General features: G+C 46.6%; 13 protein-coding genes. 5 read left to right on the forward strand and 8 right to left on the reverse strand.

Annotation, left to right across the window (positions count from 1 at the left end; all coding sequences use genetic code 11):
* The first annotated feature begins 317 nt into the window (after positions 1-317).
* Entirely contained in the window at positions 318-1,712 is a 1,395-nt protein-coding gene (locus ABGU93_RS12325; RefSeq protein ID WP_347413746.1) for an aspartate ammonia-lyase, read from the forward strand.
* Between the two features lie 33 nt (positions 1,713-1,745).
* Entirely contained in the window at positions 1,746-2,996 is a 1,251-nt protein-coding gene (hydF, locus tag ABGU93_RS12330; RefSeq protein ID WP_347413747.1) for a [FeFe] hydrogenase H-cluster maturation GTPase HydF, read from the forward strand.
* Between the two features lie 160 nt (positions 2,997-3,156).
* Here hydF and ABGU93_RS12335 read toward each other — a convergent pair whose 3' ends face one another.
* The 5 genes from ABGU93_RS12335 to ABGU93_RS12355 form a co-directional block, all read right to left on the reverse strand.
* A complete protein-coding gene (locus ABGU93_RS12335) occupies positions 3,157-6,228 on the reverse strand; it encodes an EAL domain-containing protein (protein ID WP_347413748.1) in 3,072 nt (1,023 codons plus the stop codon).
* Between the two features lie 211 nt (positions 6,229-6,439).
* A complete protein-coding gene (locus tag ABGU93_RS12340) occupies positions 6,440-8,077 on the reverse strand; it encodes a D-alanyl-D-alanine carboxypeptidase family protein (protein ID WP_347413749.1) in 1,638 nt (545 codons plus the stop codon).
* Positions 8,078-8,216: 139 nt separating this feature from the next.
* On the reverse strand, positions 8,217-9,143 hold the full coding sequence (locus tag ABGU93_RS12345; protein ID WP_347413750.1) for a DMT family transporter: 927 nt from the start codon (positions 9,141-9,143) through the stop codon (positions 8,217-8,219).
* Entirely contained in the window at positions 9,136-10,008 is an 873-nt protein-coding gene (locus ABGU93_RS12350; protein ID WP_347413751.1) for an AraC family transcriptional regulator, read from the reverse strand. Before ABGU93_RS12350 ends, ABGU93_RS12345 begins: the two co-directional genes overlap by 8 nt.
* A gap of 76 nt (positions 10,009-10,084) precedes the next feature.
* Positions 10,085-11,638 carry a helix-turn-helix domain-containing protein gene (locus ABGU93_RS12355; RefSeq protein WP_347413752.1) on the reverse strand — a complete coding sequence of 518 codons (1,554 nt, stop codon included), beginning with the start codon at positions 11,636-11,638 and terminating at the stop codon, positions 10,085-10,087.
* Positions 11,639-11,927: 289 nt separating this feature from the next.
* Here ABGU93_RS12355 and ABGU93_RS12360 point away from each other — a divergent pair, with 289 nt between their 5' ends.
* Both ABGU93_RS12360 and ABGU93_RS12365 read left to right on the forward strand, forming a co-directional pair.
* Positions 11,928-12,092: a hypothetical protein gene (locus ABGU93_RS12360; RefSeq protein ID WP_347413753.1), complete on the forward strand. Its 165-nt coding sequence runs from the start codon at positions 11,928-11,930 to the stop codon at positions 12,090-12,092.
* Between the two features lie 29 nt (positions 12,093-12,121).
* Positions 12,122-14,098 (forward strand): NAD(P)/FAD-dependent oxidoreductase, encoded by a 1,977-nt coding sequence (locus ABGU93_RS12365; RefSeq protein WP_347413754.1) that lies wholly within the window; start codon positions 12,122-12,124, stop codon positions 14,096-14,098.
* 90 nt (positions 14,099-14,188) lie between these two features.
* On the opposite strand, the gene ABGU93_RS12370 is transcribed toward ABGU93_RS12365, so the two are convergent.
* The gene (locus tag ABGU93_RS12370) at positions 14,189-15,649 is read right to left on the reverse strand and encodes a histidine kinase N-terminal 7TM domain-containing protein (protein ID WP_347413755.1); all 1,461 of its coding nucleotides are present in this window, start codon (positions 15,647-15,649) and stop codon (positions 14,189-14,191) included.
* Positions 15,650-15,916: 267 nt separating this feature from the next.
* The gene (locus ABGU93_RS12375) at positions 15,917-17,911 is read right to left on the reverse strand and encodes a serine hydrolase domain-containing protein (RefSeq protein ID WP_347413756.1); all 1,995 of its coding nucleotides are present in this window, start codon (positions 17,909-17,911) and stop codon (positions 15,917-15,919) included.
* Positions 17,912-18,158: 247 nt separating this feature from the next.
* Between ABGU93_RS12375 and ABGU93_RS12380 the strand changes: the two genes are divergently transcribed.
* Positions 18,159-19,037: a sensor domain-containing diguanylate cyclase gene (locus ABGU93_RS12380; RefSeq protein WP_347413757.1), complete on the forward strand. Its 879-nt coding sequence runs from the start codon at positions 18,159-18,161 to the stop codon at positions 19,035-19,037.
* Positions 19,038-19,123: 86 nt separating this feature from the next.
* On the opposite strand, the gene ABGU93_RS12385 is transcribed toward ABGU93_RS12380, so the two are convergent.
* Positions 19,124-19,372 (reverse strand): GlsB/YeaQ/YmgE family stress response membrane protein, encoded by a 249-nt coding sequence (locus ABGU93_RS12385; RefSeq protein ID WP_347413758.1) that lies wholly within the window; start codon positions 19,370-19,372, stop codon positions 19,124-19,126.
* Positions 19,373-19,727: the final 355 nt, after the last annotated feature.

Raw genomic sequence — 19,727 nt, forward strand, 5'->3', positions numbered from 1 at the left:
CAGAATCACACCCTAACTCGATTCTGCCATTCTATTTCACAAAATAATACCCTAACCTGACTTTGACAAACCCATCAAATAATGCTAAGATTGCCTTATTAATCTGAAAACGTTATATTATTGCTATTATCCTGACCGAAAAGATTTTTTCTGACCGGAAAGGTGCGAAATTGGCAAGTTTATTTGATTTAATATTTTTATGTTTTATTTAATAAACGTCCTTAATGCTATTACGCTCTCTTTCCGTCTATTTTTCGGAGAGAGAGTTTTTTTTGTCTTTTATTTTTATTTGATTCTTATTTGAAATGAGGGAAAACATGCGAACAGAACACGATTTATTGGGCCAACTTGATGTGCCGGTTGATGCTTACTACGGCATCCATACGGTGCGGGCCCTGGAAAATTTTTATATCACCGGCATCCCGATTCATAAAGAACTGGTGGAAGCCCTGGTCGTCATCAAGAAAGCGGCGGCGCTGACCAACATCAGCATTGGTGCCTTGGATCCGGAAAAGGGTGAAGCCATCACCGCGGCCTGCGATGAAATTCTGGCCGGCGCGCTGCGCAGCCAGTTTGTGGTGGATTGTATGCAGGGCGGTGCCGGCACCTCGGCCAATATGAATGTCAATGAGGTGATTGCCAACCGCGCCATTGAACACCTGGGCGGACAAAAAGGCGATTACCATCTGATTCATCCGCTGGATCACGTCAATCTCCACCAATCCACCAATGATGTCTTTCCGACCGCGGTGCGGATTGCCGCCATCCGGTTGTTAAAACCGGTGACTGAGTCCTTTGCCAACCTGCAATCGGCACTCCAGGAAAAGGAAGAAGCGTTTTCGCGGGTCATCAAAGCCGGACGAACCCAGCTTCAGGATGCGGTGCCGGTGACCCTGGGCCAGGAGTTTGGGGCCTGGGCTCAGGCCATTTCCCGGGACCGCTGGCGGCTTTACAAGGCGGAAGAACGGCTCCGTCAGGTGAATATCGGCGGGACTGCCGTGGGTACCGGCCTCAATGCGCCCCGTTCCTACATCTTTACGATGATTGAAAAACTCCGGGATCTCACCGGCATCAGCCTGGCCCGGACCGATTACATGATGGATCCGACCCAGAACTGCGATGTCTTTGTGGAAGTTTCCGGCCTGTTAAAAACCGCGGCCGTCAATCTTTCTAAAATCGCCAATGATCTGCGGCTGCTTTCTTCCGGCCCGTACACCGGCCTTGGTGAAATCACCCTGCCGGGGGTGCAGGCCGGGTCTTCGATTATGCCCGGCAAGGTCAATCCGGTCATCCCCGAAGCCGTTAATCAGGTGGCCTTCCAGATTATGGCCAATGATACGGCGATTACCCTGGCTGCCATGTCGGGACAGTTGGAGCTGAATGCCTTCCTGCCGGTGATTGCCAAAAACCTGTTTGAAGAATTGGATCTGCTCAGTCACACCCTGCCGATCTTTATCCGTCGCTGTATCGACGGGATTGCGGCCAACGCGGAAACCTGTCGGACCAATCTGGAAAACAGTACCGTAACCCTCACCGCCCTCACCGCCATCATCGGTTATGACAAGGGCACCGAAGCTGCTTTGATATTAAAAGAAACCGGACAATCGATAAAAGATATTATTCTCGAAAAAAGCTGGATGACCGCGGCTGAACTGGCGGAGGTGTTAAAACCGGAACGACTGACCTCACCCAGCATGGATAAAAAACACTGATCACAATCTCTGATCGAAAGGAAATAAAAAATTATGAATCTAAATAGTATGAATGAAACCCCGATGTCCAGCCGGATGGCGATTGGCCTTTTTGGCAAACGAAATGCTGGTAAATCGTCGCTGATCAATGCCCTCACCGACCAGTCGGTGGCGGTTATTTCTGACGTCGCCGGAACCACCACCGACCCGGTTTATAAAACCATGGAGCTGTTACCCATCGGCCCGGTGGTCTTTATCGACACCGCCGGTCTGGACGATACCGGCGAACTGGGAATGCTACGGATTGAAAAAACCTATGAGGTGCTGCGGAAATGTCATTTCGCCATTGTCGTGGCGGATATTGAAACCGGCATTACTGACTTTGAAGAAGAATTCATCGATCAGCTAATCAAGCGCAAAATCCCCAGCGTTTTTGTACTCAACAAAGCCGACAAGGGTTGTCCCGCGCCGGAAGAGATCGAAGCCTTGAAAAAATCGCTTAAAATCCCCTTGTCCTTTACCAGTGTTTATAATGGTACCGGAATCAAGGCGGTCAAGCAAATGATCATCGACCATGCCAACTATGAAGATGTGGAACCGGCGCTGGTCGGCGATCTGATTGAATCCGGGGATATGGTAGTGCTGGTAACCCCGATCGACAAATCGGCCCCCAAGGGTCGGCTGATTCTGCCCCAGCAGCAAACCATCCGCGACATCATCGAAAAGGATGCGGTGGCGATGATCACCAAAGAGCATGAGCTGAAACATACGCTGGAAAGCCTGAACAAGCCGCCAGCTATTGTCATCACAGATTCTCAGGCTTTTCTCAAAGTATCGGCCGATACCCCGGCCGGCATTCCGCTGACCTCTTTTTCAATCCTGTTTGCGCGGCAGAAAACCGATCTGGCCGAAATGGTGCGGGGGATTAAACGGATCGAACAACTGGTGCCCGGGGATAAGGTACTGATCGTCGAAGGTTGTACCCATCACCGCCAGGCCGATGATATCGGCAAGGTCAAAATCCCCCGCTGGATCCGCCAGATTGCCGGCTGTGACCTGGAATTTCACTGGGCTTCCGGCGCGCATTATCCCAAAGACATCGGGGAATACGCCGTTATTGTTCACTGCGGCGGTTGCATGCTCAACCGCCGGGAAATGCAGTACCGGGTTCACACCGCCCGACAAAAAGGGGTTTACATCACCAACTACGGGATGCTGATCGCCTATGTTCAGGGGATCTTAAGCCGGGCCCTGGAACCCTTCCCGGCGGCCAAACTGGCCCTGGAAGAAAACAATCTGAATTAACGCAATTAACACCCTGATGCTTAATCAGGGTGACCAACTGTCAAAAAGATAACCCAGTACCGACAATTGTTACATCATGTTGTACGCATCGGAGCGGACACGGCAGCGCCTGTCCGATTCCGCGGCGAACAACAGATTAACAATTGGTCGGTACGGCAGTTTATTGATAACCTAAAGTTTGTCGCAAAATTGTCTCAATTTCCGCAGCCGGCATCGGCTTATGGTAAAAGAAGCCCTGGACGGTATCGCATTTTTGATGTTTTAAGAAGTCAATCTGTGCTTCCGTTTCGGCACCTTCGGCGATCACACTGAGTCCCAGATTTTTGGCCAGACGAATGATGGTATTGACGATCGCCTGGTCTTTTTCATTTTCGGTGACGCCATCAATGAATTGCTTGTCAATTTTTATCTGGTCCATGGGCAATAATTTCAGTCGACTTAATGATGAGTACTCGGTGCCGAAATCATCGATAGAAATATACAGTCCCAACTTTTTCAGCCCGTTTAAAACACTGACAATATAACTGGATTTGTTGATGGCGATGTTTTCGGTCAGCTCCAATTCCAGATATCTTGGTTTTAAATCCGTTTCTTTGATCAACTTTTTCATCTGACTGATTAACCGTGGATTGCGAAATTGGGTGGCGGAGATATTAATGGCGATCCGGATCGGCGGCAGCCCCATATCCTGCCATGACTTATTTTGACTGCATGCTGTTTTCAGCACCCATTCCCCGATGGGATTGATCAACCCGGTTTGTTCAGCCAGCGGAATAATCACCTTGGGTAGTATTATCCCCAGTTCCGGATGCTGCCATCGCAGCAGCGCTTCCACTGCGACAATTCTGCCTGTTCCCAAAGAAATCTGCGGTTGATAATAAACCCGCAATTCATGCTTTTCCAGCGCGTGATACAGATTGCTGGTGAGTTTATTTTTAAAGTTTACTTCTGCTTTAATCGTCGCGGAACATAATACATAATTGTTTTTTCCTTTTTCTTTGGCCCTATACATCGCAATATCGGCATTTTTTATCAACTCTTCGGCTGTTTCCCCATCCTGCGGATAAATCGAAATGCCGGCATTGGCCGAGATATAGAATTCCTGGCCATTGACAATAAAGGCGTGTTTAAATAAACTGGTAATCCGGTTGGCTACCTTTAAAATTTCTTTTTCCCGGGCCATATTATTCAGAATGATTACAAATCCATCACCCTCAAAATGGCAAACGCGATCGGATTTTTTTACTGAGTGCACCAACTTCTGACTGACCTGAACCAGTAGCTTGTCGCTGCCCTCATGGCCCATCATATCATTGACGGTTCTAAAACTATCAATATCCAGATAGATGATCCCGATCATTTTACCATTTTGTTTTGCTAATTTAATTCCCTGGTTCAAGCTGTCGTTGAACAATAAGCGGTTGGGTAACCCGGTTAGTTGATCATAATAAGCACGATAGGTGATTTCATTTTCGGCATCGATCTTCACCAGGGCATCTGCTAAAATGTTGGCAATAATTTCCAGCAGCCCTTCATATTCTCGGTTTAATTCTTCCTTCTCAGTTTTTATTTCAAAAGCCAGGAATCCTCTTACCTCGCCTTTGCAGGAAATCGGGATTGCGATAGTCACATCATTGGGTCTTTCTTCCAAATTGTCGCCGCGATTGAAAATATGGACCACTTCATTGGCAAAAATTGATTTGATCCACTCCGGGGCTGCTGCTACGGGAATATTCAGGCGCTCTTCTTTTTGTGACCCGACACCGTCATTACACCATTCCTGTTGACACGAGATACTGCTCTTATCTTCATTAAAAAAACAGATACAGGCGCGGTCGATATTGAACATCGAACCGCTTTTGCGTAGCCATTTTATGGCTTTTTGATCAAAATTTACGGCGCTGACATTAAGAAAGTCAGTCGAAAATTCGGAAATCGTTTTTTGGATTTTGAGCTGGTCGGCATTTTGCTTCAATCGCTGAACATAGAGTTTATTTACAAAAAAAGCCACCCAAACCCCAATCCCAAACAACCCGATTCTCGCCACGTAAACGGCGCTGGCAATTTCTACAATGGCCTGAGGTTTGATAATAAAAACCAGAATCTGGGTTAGAAAGATGGACACCGTTATCCCAACCAGGGCAATTCGGTTATTATAAACAAGGCCAATCATTATCAGAATAAATGGGAAGGCCCAAATTGTGAGACTGGCGATGCTGATAAACTCAAAGGTTATTACGGGTATCGAGATCCCAATTAACACCATGATGATATAATTCTGGTACTTCTTCAGGGGCTCCGCACGTTGGGCTATTTGGATGATCAAACCAATTGCCAATAATAGTCCGCTAAAGGTCAGAATCGAGATCAGGTCATCCTGCGCTTTAATGAAGTACCGGGAAATAATATTTAAAAAACTTCCGGCGATAAAGCATCCCGCCAGGTAATTATATATTTTAGTGCGGTTCTTCTTATTTAAAATGATTTCATCCATATTGATTGGCGGCATTCTTACCAGTTTGTACTTTTTAATTGAGTAAAACATGGCCAGGATGGCGACAAACATAACATTTGAGATTTTTTGTGTGGCTCCTGTTAAGAATAACTCATTGCCGAGAATCTGCATGACAAAACCAATGACTAATGAAATACTAAAGCCTTTCAGAATAAGCCGGGCCTGTTGCATATTTCGCTGGTTACCGGAGTATTCCCCCCAGTGCCAAAGTATGCCCAGTCCGATGGCAATAAAACTGTAGTAATAAATATAATATAGTACATTCCAGAGATTATTTTCGGCTCGATTAAGCCACCCGAACGGTGTATTGATCAAATTATACTGGAGGATGGCCAGGTCATGAGATAGCGCAAATATGTAAATAAAGACGGCTGCCGGGGTATAAATCAAAAAATAGATCCACCACCTTTTAAGCAGCCTTTGTTTTTTGGTGAGAATTAATAAGAAATGTAATAACAGCCCGGCAAAGCAGCACCACCCCAGTGCTGAAACGCGGCGCCAAAAAAAGCTTGTCTCCATGTCCGCTGCTGAAATGGACATAGCCAGGCTAAATGTCCAAACAGCTAAAAAGATACACAGCACAAAAAAGACCCGATTGCTTTTTTCTTTCGCGTTCACCGAAACAATATAAGAACCAAAGAATATATAAATTCCGGATATAATGAAAAACAACAATGAAAATATCAATGGTAGTATCCCCACAAGAACTCCTTTCATCAACTATTTTTTTAATTATTGAGCCGCATTCATCTAAGTGTTGTATTATATACCCAAACAATCCCGATCTTTCACATTTTTTTAATGAATTTAATTTGTGTCAACCCGCCAATTTATTTTTTAGTGCACGATCAACTCAAAGCATGCAACCTAAATTAAAACACCCTATTCCCGGTCCGGAATAGGGTGTTTTTGCTTAAAATCAGATCTGTTAATATATCCCATAAAACTCTTCCATGGTTTTGCCGCTGTTATGAATCGTGGTTGCCACCGGAACCCCCAGATATCGTAGATGCCAGGGTTCGTAGGCATAACCGGTAATATTGGTTTTGCCCTGGGGATAGCGGACGATAAAGCCATATTCATGGGCATGGTCACGGATAAACTGGCCTTCGGCGGTGGCCCCAAAGTTTTCCACCAGATCAAAATCAACGGTGGCGGAGGTGACATCCATGGCCAACCCCAATTGATGCTCACTCATGCCCGGCCGGGCACTGACCAGTTCCGCCCCGGCGACCCCATACATCTCCACATTCCATTGGTACAAGGCTGACTGGGTCGCATAGGAACGATACCCGGAACAGCAGTAGAGGGTTAAACCCTGCGCACTGGCGCCATTAAAGAGCTGGATTAAATGCTCGGCGGCATCGGCCCGGAGCTGGGTATCCCGGGTCGAGGGTAGATTAACCCAGACCAGATCACCCGGAACATAGTCGGCGGGAATGCTGTGGTTTTTATTGACCAGCTGAGCCATTGAGCCTAACTCGTTTTCGGTGGCACTGGGCCCCTGGGTCCCTTTTAGCTGAACAATAATTTTAATTCCTTCCAGGCGTAGCCCTAAACCTTCGGTTCCCGCAGTTTCGCCATTGATCACCCAGGGCAGCCAGCCAAAGCCTTCCACATAGGCTTCGTAGTATACATCAAACAGCTCGGCATTGGCTCCGGTCAGCCGGATTTGAATGCCTTCGAGACGGAGCCCCTGGTTCTCGGTACCGCTCAATTCGCCGTCTTCTTTCCAGCCCTGCCAACCGATATTCTGCACGTGGGTCTGGTATTCAAGACCGACATTGCTCTCGCGATAGTCATTCTTTATTTCAATTGCTTCCAGGCGCAGATTCTGGCCCGTTGTACCACTCAAGTCACCATTTTGCTGCCACCCCTGCCAGCCAATATTCTGGATATGGGTCTGATAGACAACTTGGGTGTTGGTGGTGACAAAGGGCCGTGCGGTTGCGCCCGGCGCCGGCTCACCCTTGGGCACCACCATGATTCTGATCCCCTCCAGCCTTAAGCCGAACCCTTCGGTTCCGGCACTGGCATCATTTTTGGCCCAATCCAGCCAGCCAAAATTCTGGGCGTGAACCTGATAGTAAACGTCATAATTCACAGCGTCAGCCCCCGTCAGTCGGATTTTGATCGCCTCCAGACGCAGTGACTGGCCGGAGGTTCCGCTCATAGCACCGTTTTTTACATAGTTCTGCCAACCGATGTTTTCGACATGGGTAGTGTACTCAATCCCGACATCGCCGCTGACATTTTCCAGTTTCACTTCAATTCCCTCTAAACGCAGACCCTGTCCTTCGGTTCCACTGATGACGCCGTTGCTGACAAAGCTCTGCCACCCCACGTTTTGCACATGGGTACGATATGAGCAGCCCAACGCCGCATTCACCGTGGGCTCCGTCGTCGTTGCCTGGCCTACCGCATCCGACGTGGTTGTGACAGCGTTTTCAGTTTGTGGCAGCTTGTCCTCTGCTTTGACGCTACCAAAAACCGGAGTCAGCCCCAGCAATAAAGCCAGACAGAATAAACCTACCCGAGTGATCCTCATTGACTTTAATTTTAACATTTCACTTAACCTTTCTTTTATCTGTTATTGATCATTTCATAAAAAAACATTCCGCTGATTTATTCTATCATAAATCAGCGGAATGGTCAGATAATTTGTTTTTGATTTGTTATAAAATCATGGCTGATGACACTTAATTTCAGCAGCTCTTTTCGGACTGTTCGGTAATCGCGTTTTTTCCCGGGGCCATCTGCTTTTCGGATATCACCAACCCCAATAAGGTCAGTGCGATACCCAGCACCGCCAGCCCGGTTAGTTTTTCCTGCAGGACCAGCACCGATGTTGCCACGGTAATCACCGGCACCAGATAAATATAAACGGTAGTTTTGGTGGCCCCCAACCGCTTGACCGCCAGACCCCAGGTGACAAAGCAAAGGGCTGAGGCCAGCAATCCCAGAAACAGCAGATTAAAGAGATAGACCGGCTGAGCCAATGGTTGAAGGCTCCAAGTAAAATTGAAAAAAGGCAGGGCTGGCATCATAAATAGTAGCCCGTAAAAAAAGATCCGCCGCGTGGTTTGAATGGTATGATAACCCAAGCTACTTATCTTGCGGGTCAGTACCGAATAAACGGCCCACACCGCGGCCGCCAACACCGCCAGTAAATCACCAATGGGATTGAGCTGCAGCACCGTGATCCCATTAAAACTGATCAGAAAGATGCCCATGATGGCGGCGATAAAGCCGATAAAAAAATTCAGGTGCAGTTTTTCTCCGGTCAAAAAGAAATGAGCCAGGATCGCCGTGAAAAAGGGTGCAATCGAGATAATCACCCCCACGTTGGAGGCATAGGTATAGGTGAGAGCAATGTTCTCCAGTAAAAAATAAAGTGTTACCCCACACAAACCAGCGGCCATCATCAGCATTTCCTCGGCCCGGCTGCGCAGGCCCATGCGCCGGGGATAGACAAGGGTCAGGGCGAGATAGCCGATGACGAAGCGAAAAACCAGAATCTCAATCGGGGTAAAGACATCCAGCAGAATTTTTGTCGAAACAAAGGTGATCCCCCAGATGAAAATCGTAAAAGCAGCGGCCAGATGGCCGGTCAGGTGGTGTTGATTAATCAATTTTTGCTCCCTTCGCTGCTGCGCCGGGATCCCGGTTTTGTGAATCCTGCGGGATAAATATTTTCTGGTATTGTTTGGGGGTAATCCCGATGAATTCCTTGAAAAAATTGGTGAAGTGACTCTGATCCGAAAATCCCGTCTGGTAGGCAGTTTCCAGCGGTTCCAGCCCTTTTTCCAGCAATAGCTTGGCCTGGTTGATGCGCACCGTCTCCAGATAGCGGTAGGGGGTAATCCCCTTTGTTTTGGTAAAGGCCCGTACCAGATAATACTTACCACAACCAATTAGCGCACATAAGTCATCTAACGAGATCCGCTCCGGGTAATGTGCTTCCAGATAAGTACAGATCGTTTCAATGTCACCGTCAACTTCCTGTTGATCGCCATCTGCTTCCCAGTTGCCATATTCTTCAATCAGCTGTTCAATCAAAAACAGAAAAGCTTCTTCCTTGTTAAATTCTTTTTCTTCCTGCATCACCATCTGATGCAGTTCCTGGAGTGGTTTCACCTGTTCGCACCGGCATACCACCGGCTGTTTAAAAATAAGCTTGTCCTGCTTGCCGGTAATTTCGCAAACCACGGCCCGCATGATTTCCGGTTTGATGTTGAGGCACCGATAGTCCAGGGTGTTTTCATCAATTTGTTCGCAAAAATGATTATCGTAGGGATTAAAAAGCAGCAAATCCCCCGGTCCTACCCGGTATTCTTTGTTCTTGCAGGACAGTTTTCGTTGCCCACTTTCAATAAAACCAATCACATAATGCTCATGAAAATGGTTGGGGAATTTTTGAATAATGCCTTTTAATCGAAAGGCTTCTATTTTCAGGGTGCTATCATAACGCACGATCCGTTCTTCATGGTGTTTCATTGATCGACCTCCACTTCCACCCCAGTGTAACATTGATCTGATTTTATCTCTTGGATGATATTGCAGTTCCGATTTTCTATAAACAAGCTAATATGTCATTCACTTTCACAGACAGCTGAATATTAAATAAGGTTTCGCTATCGGACAAATCAAGCTCAGTTATTTCGATGATCCGATTAATCCGGTATTTGAGCGTATTGTAGTGAATATGCAGACTTTTGGCCGTCAGGGTGGTATCCTGATTATGATTAATATAGGCCACCAGGGTGTCCAAAAAATTGCTGCCTTTTTTCTCATCCAGTTCTGTCAGTGTTTTCACCACCGGATGAACTAAATTCTTAATATTGGTTTCCCCTCTAAAGCTGAGGATCATATGGGGAATAATCAGATCGTCATAGTTATGAATCCGTCCTGGTTTTTTTAGCTGATCGCCCAAAGTCAAAGCATTGTGAGCCTGTTTATAGTGCTCACAAAAATCATACAGGTGATAAAATATTTTGCTGATGCCGGCAGTGCAGTCATTTTCTTCCAGCAGATTTTCAAAGGAGGCCATTTCCCGCTCATTCTGAATTTCTGCGGTGATGGTGTCCAGCAAAATCACCAATTGCCCATTGTAAATAATCACGGTTTGACGATTAAAAAAATTCTGATAAATCCGTTTTAAGTAATACAACCGATCATTAGTATTCTGGCGATTATCAATGCGGATGACCAGGGCAAAGAGATTTTTATAGAGCTTTAATCCATAAATTCTTTCCCGTTCTTCAATGGCCTCATGATCATACATTTTCTGGTTCAGCAGGGCAATTAAAAAGGTATCGCTGAGTGAACTGGCGGTCTGGCTGCTACCGTTGGCATCTTCCATGGTCATCGCCACGGCATGACACAACATGATCAGAATTTCCTGATCACTTTCGCTAATGGGATGGTGGTATTCCAAAAGTTTCAGATATGCCAGCGGCCGATTATTTTTCAAAACCCGACCAACCAGTTGCCGATGGTTTAACAGGCCGGTTTCCCAGATGACCAGCACCTCTTTTCCCTCATCTATTTCATTTTGATTATCATCAGTCATCACCGATTTGGCGTATTCCTTATTGACATAGCCCTTGGACAGGGTCCATTCCCAGAGGGGTTCGTTGTCAATGTTATTTCCCCCGGAATGGGCAATAAAACATAACGAAACGTCAACCAGCAACAAGGGATTATTCAGCAGCTGATAGCCCAGATCCAGTAATTGCTGGATGGTATAGCCTTGCTGACAGGACTCAAGAATTTTTATTGAACTGTCACCAATCCGATACTGCTCCTCAAATAATTGTCGTACCCGCTTGACCACCGTTTCCGGGTTCCAGTCTTTGTCCACCAGAATAGCATTCGTGCCGCTTGTCCCGATATGCTTTTGGTCCAGGGGCTCATCTTCGATGATAATAAAACAGTTTTTATGATCCAGCCGTCGCTGAATATCAGACCCCTTGATAACATAGGCATAGTCCGGCAACAAGTCCGGACGCTGTTCAGCAAAATAATCAATGCCTTTAATTTCAATATTGTCGTCATTTTCATCGCTGCTCATTTTAATGGGACGCCCATTCAATACCGACCTAATTTTTTTAAGTGTTACCGCCATCAGAACCACCTTATCATCTTATCGAATTTGACTCATTATATCACGGGGTGAAACCCCTGTACATCAGGGTCTTAAAGAAAAACAACTAACCTTTGCCGACTCGCCTGTTTAGGAATATTTTACCAATTCAACCTCTTCAATTTGTCACTTTTTACAAGTCGTCTTTGTCAATTGGCTTCTATCTGATTATTAAAATCTCAAACCCTCACAAAGACGGAGCCACCCCCAACTGCTATACTGATGCCAGATAGAAATGACAACTCTTTAACAAAATCAAGGAGGATTTGATATGGTACAAAGATACTCACAACTATGTCCGGTGGCTTTCGGTGCTGGCGCTGTCAGCACCACCGGCGATGTCGCCAATGAAGGGTTGCGTTTTCTCTGTCCGGTTCCGGCCACTGAAAAACTCATTTCCGCATCGCTGACCAAGATTTACGACTGTTATCAGTAAGTCTATTTATAAAATTTAAGGAGAATCTTATGACTTTTGAACATTTATTATCCCCCATCAATATTGGTACCTTAAAAATCAGAAACCGAGTGGTGATGGGCGCCATGGGTTCGGGAACGGCCCATGACAACGCCACTGTATCGGAATGCGAATGCGCCTACTATGCCGAGCGCGCCAAAGGCGGGGTCGGACTGATTATTAATGAGGTCACCCGGGTAAACAATGAAACCGGCGTAATGATGCCCCGCCAAACCTCTGCCGCCACCGATGACTGCATCCCGGGGCTGGCAAAACTGGCTAAAGCTGTTCACTTCTATGACGGGGCCATCTTTATCCAGCTTCATCATCCCGGTCGCCAGACTGATAACATGGCCATCGGCGGGCGGGCGACCATCTCCCCCAGTGGCATCAAGAGCATGCTGACCCAGGCCGAATGCCGGGAAATGACCAATGCCGAAATAAAAAGCTTTGTTCAGGATTATATCAATGCTGCGGAACGTTGCTACAAAGCCGGGATCGACGGGGTTGAACTGCATGGTGCCCATGGCTATATGTTAAACCAGTTCATTTCCCCGCTGACTAATAAACGGACTGATGAATACGGTGGTAGCACCGAAAACCGGGCTCGGGTGGTTAAAGAAATTATTGAAGGCATCCGCGCTCGCGTTGGCCGGGACTACCCGGTAATGTTCCGAATTTCAGCCGATGAGTTTCTCCGGGAATCGATGTTCCCCTTTTCAGAAGACGGCTTACTGCTGGATGAAGCGGTGGAAATCTGTAAATATCTTGTGCCCTTTGGTCTCGATGCCATCAATGTCTCCGCCGGTATTTATGAAACCATGAACCAGGCCTGGGAACCGATTTCTTTTGCCGAAGGCTGGAAAATCTATCTGGCCGAAGCCGTTAAAAAAGCGGTGGATGTGCCGGTCTTTGGGGTCGGTGTGATCCGCAACCCGGATTTTGCCGAAAAAATCATTGCTGAGGGACGAGTGGACGGGGTTACCATCGCCCGGGGTTTATTGGCCGATCCTGATTGGGTTAATAAAGCTGCTGCTGGACAGGTGGACGATATCCGCCGCTGTATTTCCTGTCTGAACTGCATGGACTCGATGATTGCCAATGGGATGAAGGGCGAACCCTTTGCCTGTGCCATCAATGCCCGGGCTGCCCGGGAATGGTTCTATAATGATGCCCGCATGAATGGCGATGGCCGTTTAGTGGTTGTTATCGGTGGTGGTCCAGCTGGCATGGAAGCGGCTCGAAAGCTGGCCGAACGCCAGTTTAAAGTCGTCTTATTTGAAAAGGACGGCGAACTGGGTGGCCAACTCGGGCTGGCCAACAAGCCACCTCATAAAGATAAAATCAACTGGCTGATTGATTATTATAAAAACCAACTTACTAAGCTGGGGGTGGAGGTTCGACTCAATACACCAGCCACCCATAATGCCATTACGGCCCTGAACCCTTATGCTGTTTTTGTGGGTACCGGTTCTGAAGCGATTGTTCCCCAATCCATTAAAGGCGTCAAAAAAGCCCATGTCTGCACCAGCACGGATATTCTCACCGGTAAGGTCCAGCTCACTGGTAAAAAAGTCGCTGTGATCGGTTCTGGCATGACCGGGGTTGAAACGGCTGAGCTGCTGGAAACCCAGGATAACGAGGTTTTTGTGGTGGAAATGGCTGATCGCATTGGCCCCGATGCCAGCTGGCAGAGCTTCAGCGACGTTCAGGCCCGCCTGATAAAATTTGGCACGATCTTTATGCCTGGCCATAAGCTGGTTTCAATTGATGACAAATCGATTAAATTGGAGCAGACCAATGGACAATGCACTGACCTCGCCGTTGATCATGTGGTTCTATCCTTAGGTGTCAAGGCTGATCAAACCCTGGCCGATGAACTTGTTAAGCAATTTGATCGAGTTGTGAAAATTGGTGATACCGCCCAGGTTGGCCGAATTGCCAACGCGGTAGAAACAGGTTTTGTTGCCGCATATCATTTGGTTTAAGTATAAACAACAGCACAATTATAAATTTTTCTATAAAAAAGGCGAAGCCCGAGGCTTCGCCTTTTTTGTCATGTTTTATCCGAATTCTTCTCATATCACAACTTCTTCCGAAACCACGGAGTTTCTGCCCGCATTTTTGGCCTGATACAAGAACTTATCAACAAGATTCATGGTTTTGCTGTAATCTTCCTTTTTGTACCAACAGATGCCAATGGAAACGGTACAGGGAAAATCAGTTTCGCGATCTTGAAATGCCACTCTGAACTTTTCGCCCCGGATTTTGGCGTTTTCAAGGGTTTCGTTCTCCAGGATCAGGGCAAACTCTTCGCCCCCGTAGCGGCAAATCACGCCGTCAGAAAAGTGTTTGTTCAAACACCCCGCCAGTTCGCAGAGCACTCGGTCCCCGGCCGGGTGTCCATATTGGTCATTCACCCCTTTGAAATGGTCGATATCCACCAACATCACCACGCCCTCCTGCTCCAGCTGATCAAAACAATCCACAAAATACCGGCGATTATACAATTTTGTCAACTGGTCTGTCTTCGCCAGAATCTCCATCTGTTTTTTAGCTTCGGTTATCTCCGTCACAGCTGTGAAAACTACAATCGTCCCATGGTGTTTGCCGATGGGAATCAGCCGAATCTGGTAATGCTGTTCCCCGATTGATACCATTTGCATTTTCTTTCCGGCAATAATATGGGTCAAAACCGGGTATTGATTGACCATCTCTCCAATTTTTAGCTGACCGATGGCCTCAAAAAGCTGACTGGTCGCCTGATTAATTTTTAAAATATAACCTTCACTATCCGCAACAATAACCGCTTCTTCAATGGTATTAAAGATCATTTCATGCGTTACTTCACTTAAAAACAAAATATCATAGCGATATAATCCCCCTGCCACCAACAGGCTGAGAAAAATATAGGAAAAGGGTGACAGATCAATCTGGCCGCTGCCCCAACCAAACAAATAGAGGATGCTGGCAATCAACGGTACCAACATCCCAGCAAAAACCATACTAACCCGCCGCCGCGAAGAGCCCCGGGTATTGATGATGCGCTTTAATAAAACGACCAATGCATAACTGATGGCAAAATAGAGGGCTGCCACCTGAACCAGATACCAAATCCCTTTATCAATTGCCAGGGTGGGAAATCCCAGGCTGGTGTCCACTCCGAGATTTTCATAATACCAGCCATGCAGGGCATTCGTCTGAACTAAAAACAAGGTGATCATATTTAATATCAGCAGGATGGCCATCACATAGCGGTTGGCAAACTTTCGCTCGCCGACATACTCTCTGGCAAACCAGAGAATCAGAAAGGGATAAAAAGACATGGCCATATATTCAACTCGGATCCACAGGTACATGGTCTCCAGGTTTGGGCTTAACAGCTCAAAGCCGTAAGCAATGGTATGAACTGCCATGGCCAGCATCAGGACCGAAAAAGCTTTGACCCCTGAAATACCCTGATGTCGAAACCCCACCAACCCCAAGACGATCAGAACCAGTGCTGAAATCATTAATAGTGTGCTTAAAATAACGTTCATTCAATCCTCTTTTATTGTAAGACCCGCTGTCAAAGCTCTCCGTTCGGGAAATTTACAGCTTGTCGTCGATTCCGTATTTTAATAGCGGTTAAATTGTTCTTAGTTAGAATAACACAATGTCTCTGACGAAACAAGCTGACGAATGAAAAGTCGCTATAAAAATAAGGCTCATGATTATCTTTGACGTTTTTGTCAAAGCAATCATGAGCCTTATAAGTTTAGCTACTACGCTGAGCTTTTAGACGATTTTAAAAAACCACCAGGCAATTAGAAGGTATATTGGTATGAGAAACTGTCGCCTTCATTGCCGATAAACATCGCGTAGGATCCGGCGGTAACCGGGACGCTTTCTGCCGCCGCATAGAGACTGTCATAGCTGAGTGTAAAATCTGGAGCAAAAATAATCACCCGGCCGTCTTCAGGCATACTGACCGCAAAGATGCCGTCGGCATCCAGCTTTCTGACCTGGTTTTCATTAGCCCTGACAATGCTGATGGCCTCATCTTTTCCCAGCCCGGTGACATCCTGAGCATCGATAAAGGTATAACTCATCATGTTAAGAACTTTTTTCCCATTGACCTCACTGATTCGCGGTTCAACCAGATCCCGGGCATAGGGCAGGATCATTTCGGTATTGTTTTCATCTTTTAAGCGGTAGGGTGTAAAGGTGCCGTCGCCACCAAAATAGATGAAGCCCGGCAAGTCGGGAATACTGCCGGTGGCAGCGACAAAGGTATTCAGGTCAATGGCCGAGAAATTTGTGGGGATCCACCATTTGTTGGCAAAGTTCTGGGTATTCACCGGATTGACTGAAGCAATCCCCTGTCCCACCACCAGGGAATAGTCCGCCGTCGGCAGGGTTTGCAGGATCAATTTTTGACCAAAGCTGTCACTGAAGGACAGCCGGTTACCGGACGGCAGATAGAAATAACCGTCATCCATATAGGGATAGGTTCCGGCGCTGACAAATTCACTACCATTGAATTTTTTGTAATTCATGGTGTTGTTCTGCCGGTCAAACTCAACTTTGATGGTGCTGCCATTGGCCCCATAATATCCGGCAAAGCTGCCCAGCTGATCGGGAATCGCAGCCGGATTCGGCGCCGCTGCAGCACTGGTTTCGCTTCCCGGCAGTGCGCCCTTTTCCTCCAGCAAGGCCTGGGTAATGGCATTGCTGATAGTGGTTGTATCGGCGGTACCGGCAAAAATCACGGCCACCGATAAGCCCTGTTCCGGCAGCACGTAAAGCTGCGAGTTAAACTGCAGGGTGCCGCCGTTTTTGCTGAGCACCTGAATTCCCTGTTCGGCAAAATCCGCCACCGCGACCATATCCCAGCCCAAACCATAATTGGTAATCGGCGTACCTGATGGCACTGTTTCCGGGCCATATTGAGGACTGGTATATTCGGTAAAAGACTCCGCGGTCATAATCTTATTGGTCAACAAGGCATTGCCGAACCGGCATAAGTCTGCGGCGGTGGAGGAAATCCCCCCGGTGCCCATCAGGTTGACATATTCCGCCGGCAGGGCTGACCCATCGTCGTTGTTGTATTTCAGGGCAATATTGGGATTATCTGCTTTAAAATAACAACTGCTGTCATCCATACCCGACTTGGAAAAGATATGCTGATTTAAATATTCGGCATAGGACTGGCCGGATACTTTTTCGATCAACACCTCTGCCAGGGTAAAACCATCGTTGCAGTAAACACTGACCACCCCGGGATCATCTTTTAAATTGCTGTTGGCCAGGTAGACCATAAAATTGGCCAGAAAATCCGGATCCACGGCGGTGGCAAAACCATTGTAAATGTCGGTTCCCGGCAATCCTGATGAATGATTCAGTAGCATCCGGACTGTGATATTTTTGTAACGGCTATCCTGCATGGTAAAATCCGGGACATAATCGACCACCGGTTTATCCAGATCAACCTTACCTGCTTCGACCAGCTGCATGACCGCGGCGGCCGTAAAAACCTTGCTCACCGAACCAATATTAAACTGGGTGCTGGTATTAACCCCCAGCGCCTCGCCCCGGTTGGCCATGGCAAAGCCCTCTTCATAAACAATTTTACCATCGTCCATAATCGCCACGGTGGCACTGGAGGCGCCGCCCGCAGAGATGGCATTCCAAACCTCCGTTCGCGCCGTCGCAATGGTTTTTTCATAACTTTTGGGTTCTGCTTTTTGTGCGCTACACCCCGAAAACACCAGAACCATCAATGTCAGACAGAATCCCCAGATCAAAATTTTTCTTTTCATTACCATCCGTTCCTTTCAAAAATCCCCCATAATTTTTACCGTTATTTCTTTTCTACCCTCATTCAATATATTTATCAGTTCTTTTGTATGAAAAAACAGAGCGTTTTTATCCAATTTGTTTTCTGGGTCTTTATTATTTGATTATAACACAAAAACCAGCAAATAATTGCTGCAAAGATACCCCGGTCAGGCTATAATAAGTATTAAACTAAAACCGTTAATATTTAAATTTTCTGGAGGTATTTCCATGACACTGGATAATGAACAGTACCGAATCATTGTTGAATCGTCCCCCAATATGATCTGGCGCGCTGGTACCGATACATTGTGCAATTACTTTAACACCACCTGGCTAAGCTTTTCCGGCAAAACCATGGCCGAAGAAGTCGGCACCGGCTGGGCTGAAGGCGTTCACCCCGAGGATTTTGACATGTGCCTGAAAGTATATCTGGATGCCTTTGCCAAACAGGAGTCCTTTGAAATGGAATACCGACTTAAACGCAGTGATGGCGTTTATCGCTGGATCAATGATCGGGGTGTGCCCTATTATATCAACGACCATGAATTTGCCGGTTATATTGGCAGCTGTATGGATGTGACAGATAAGGTCGAAGGCCAGAAGATGCGGGATCTCGCCCAGCGGGACGGTCTGACCCGGATCTACAATCGTCAATATTTTGAGCAGTTGGCGAGTGTTGAATTTTCTAAAGCCAAGCGGTTTCAATCAGATCTTTGTGTTGCAATGATCGATATCGACAAATTTAAAAACATCAACGATACCTGTGGCCATCACGCCGGGGATCTGGTTTTAAAAACAGTTGCCCAAACGATCAATGAAAGCATCCGCGCCTTTGACCTGTTTGGCCGCTACGGTGGGGATGAATTTGTATTACTGATGTCCGGCACCAATTATGCCGAAGCGTCCGTTCTTATCGCCCGATTAAAGAATGTTCTCGACGCCATCGAAATTAATTATAATGGCACCCTGATCCACATCAGTGCCAGTTTTGGATTATACCAGATGCACGGCGAGGAAATCCTCGAAAAGGTCATCATTGAAGCTGACAAAAAACTCTATGAAATTAAGAACCGTCAGAAAAAGCAAATACCGTTTCGACAGGCGTAACTGCCTTTCTGATGCTTAAAAAGTCGGGAAAGCGATAAACATCATCTCCTTCCCGACTACTCGGAACATGCAATTAAACAAGTTGCTTATTTTGTAAACAGATTAATGATAACCAAAAGAATTACCGCCCCCACTGAGGCAACGAAGATACTCCATAAATTAAATCCGGTTACTCCGGTTGTTCCAAAAAAGTCAAATACAAAACCGCCGATCATTGCGCCCAAAATTCCGACCACGATATTTTTAATTAATCCCATCTTCTCATTGTTTTTAGTCAGCATGCTGGCCAGCCAACCGGCTAAACCGCCAAGTATGATCCAGGTGAAAAATCCCATAAGTTCACTTCCTTTCTTTTACTACTTATTATTATACCCACTTTACTTAAAACAAATCGTTCAATTCGACAGATGTTACCAGATCAGCTTTAGCCAGTCAGCTATTTCCATTGAATCGCTTGTTGATCACCGGGAATTTCGTTAGTAATCTATTCGCTCCACCCGATCTTTAAAATGCACCTAAGGTTTTCGATGTACAATTACACGTTGTATACTTTATTTAGTATCAACCGCATCCATCAAATGCGATCATCATTGTTGAAATACTTGTTAAGGCCCTTTTCTCCCCAGCCTTTATTGATATTGCAACGTTTCCCTATTCAGCTTGCTTATCGACATGATTAACTATAGAAAG

Source organism: Acetobacterium sp., from assembly GCF_039830195.1.
GTDB lineage: Bacteria > Bacillota > Clostridia > Eubacteriales > Eubacteriaceae > Acetobacterium.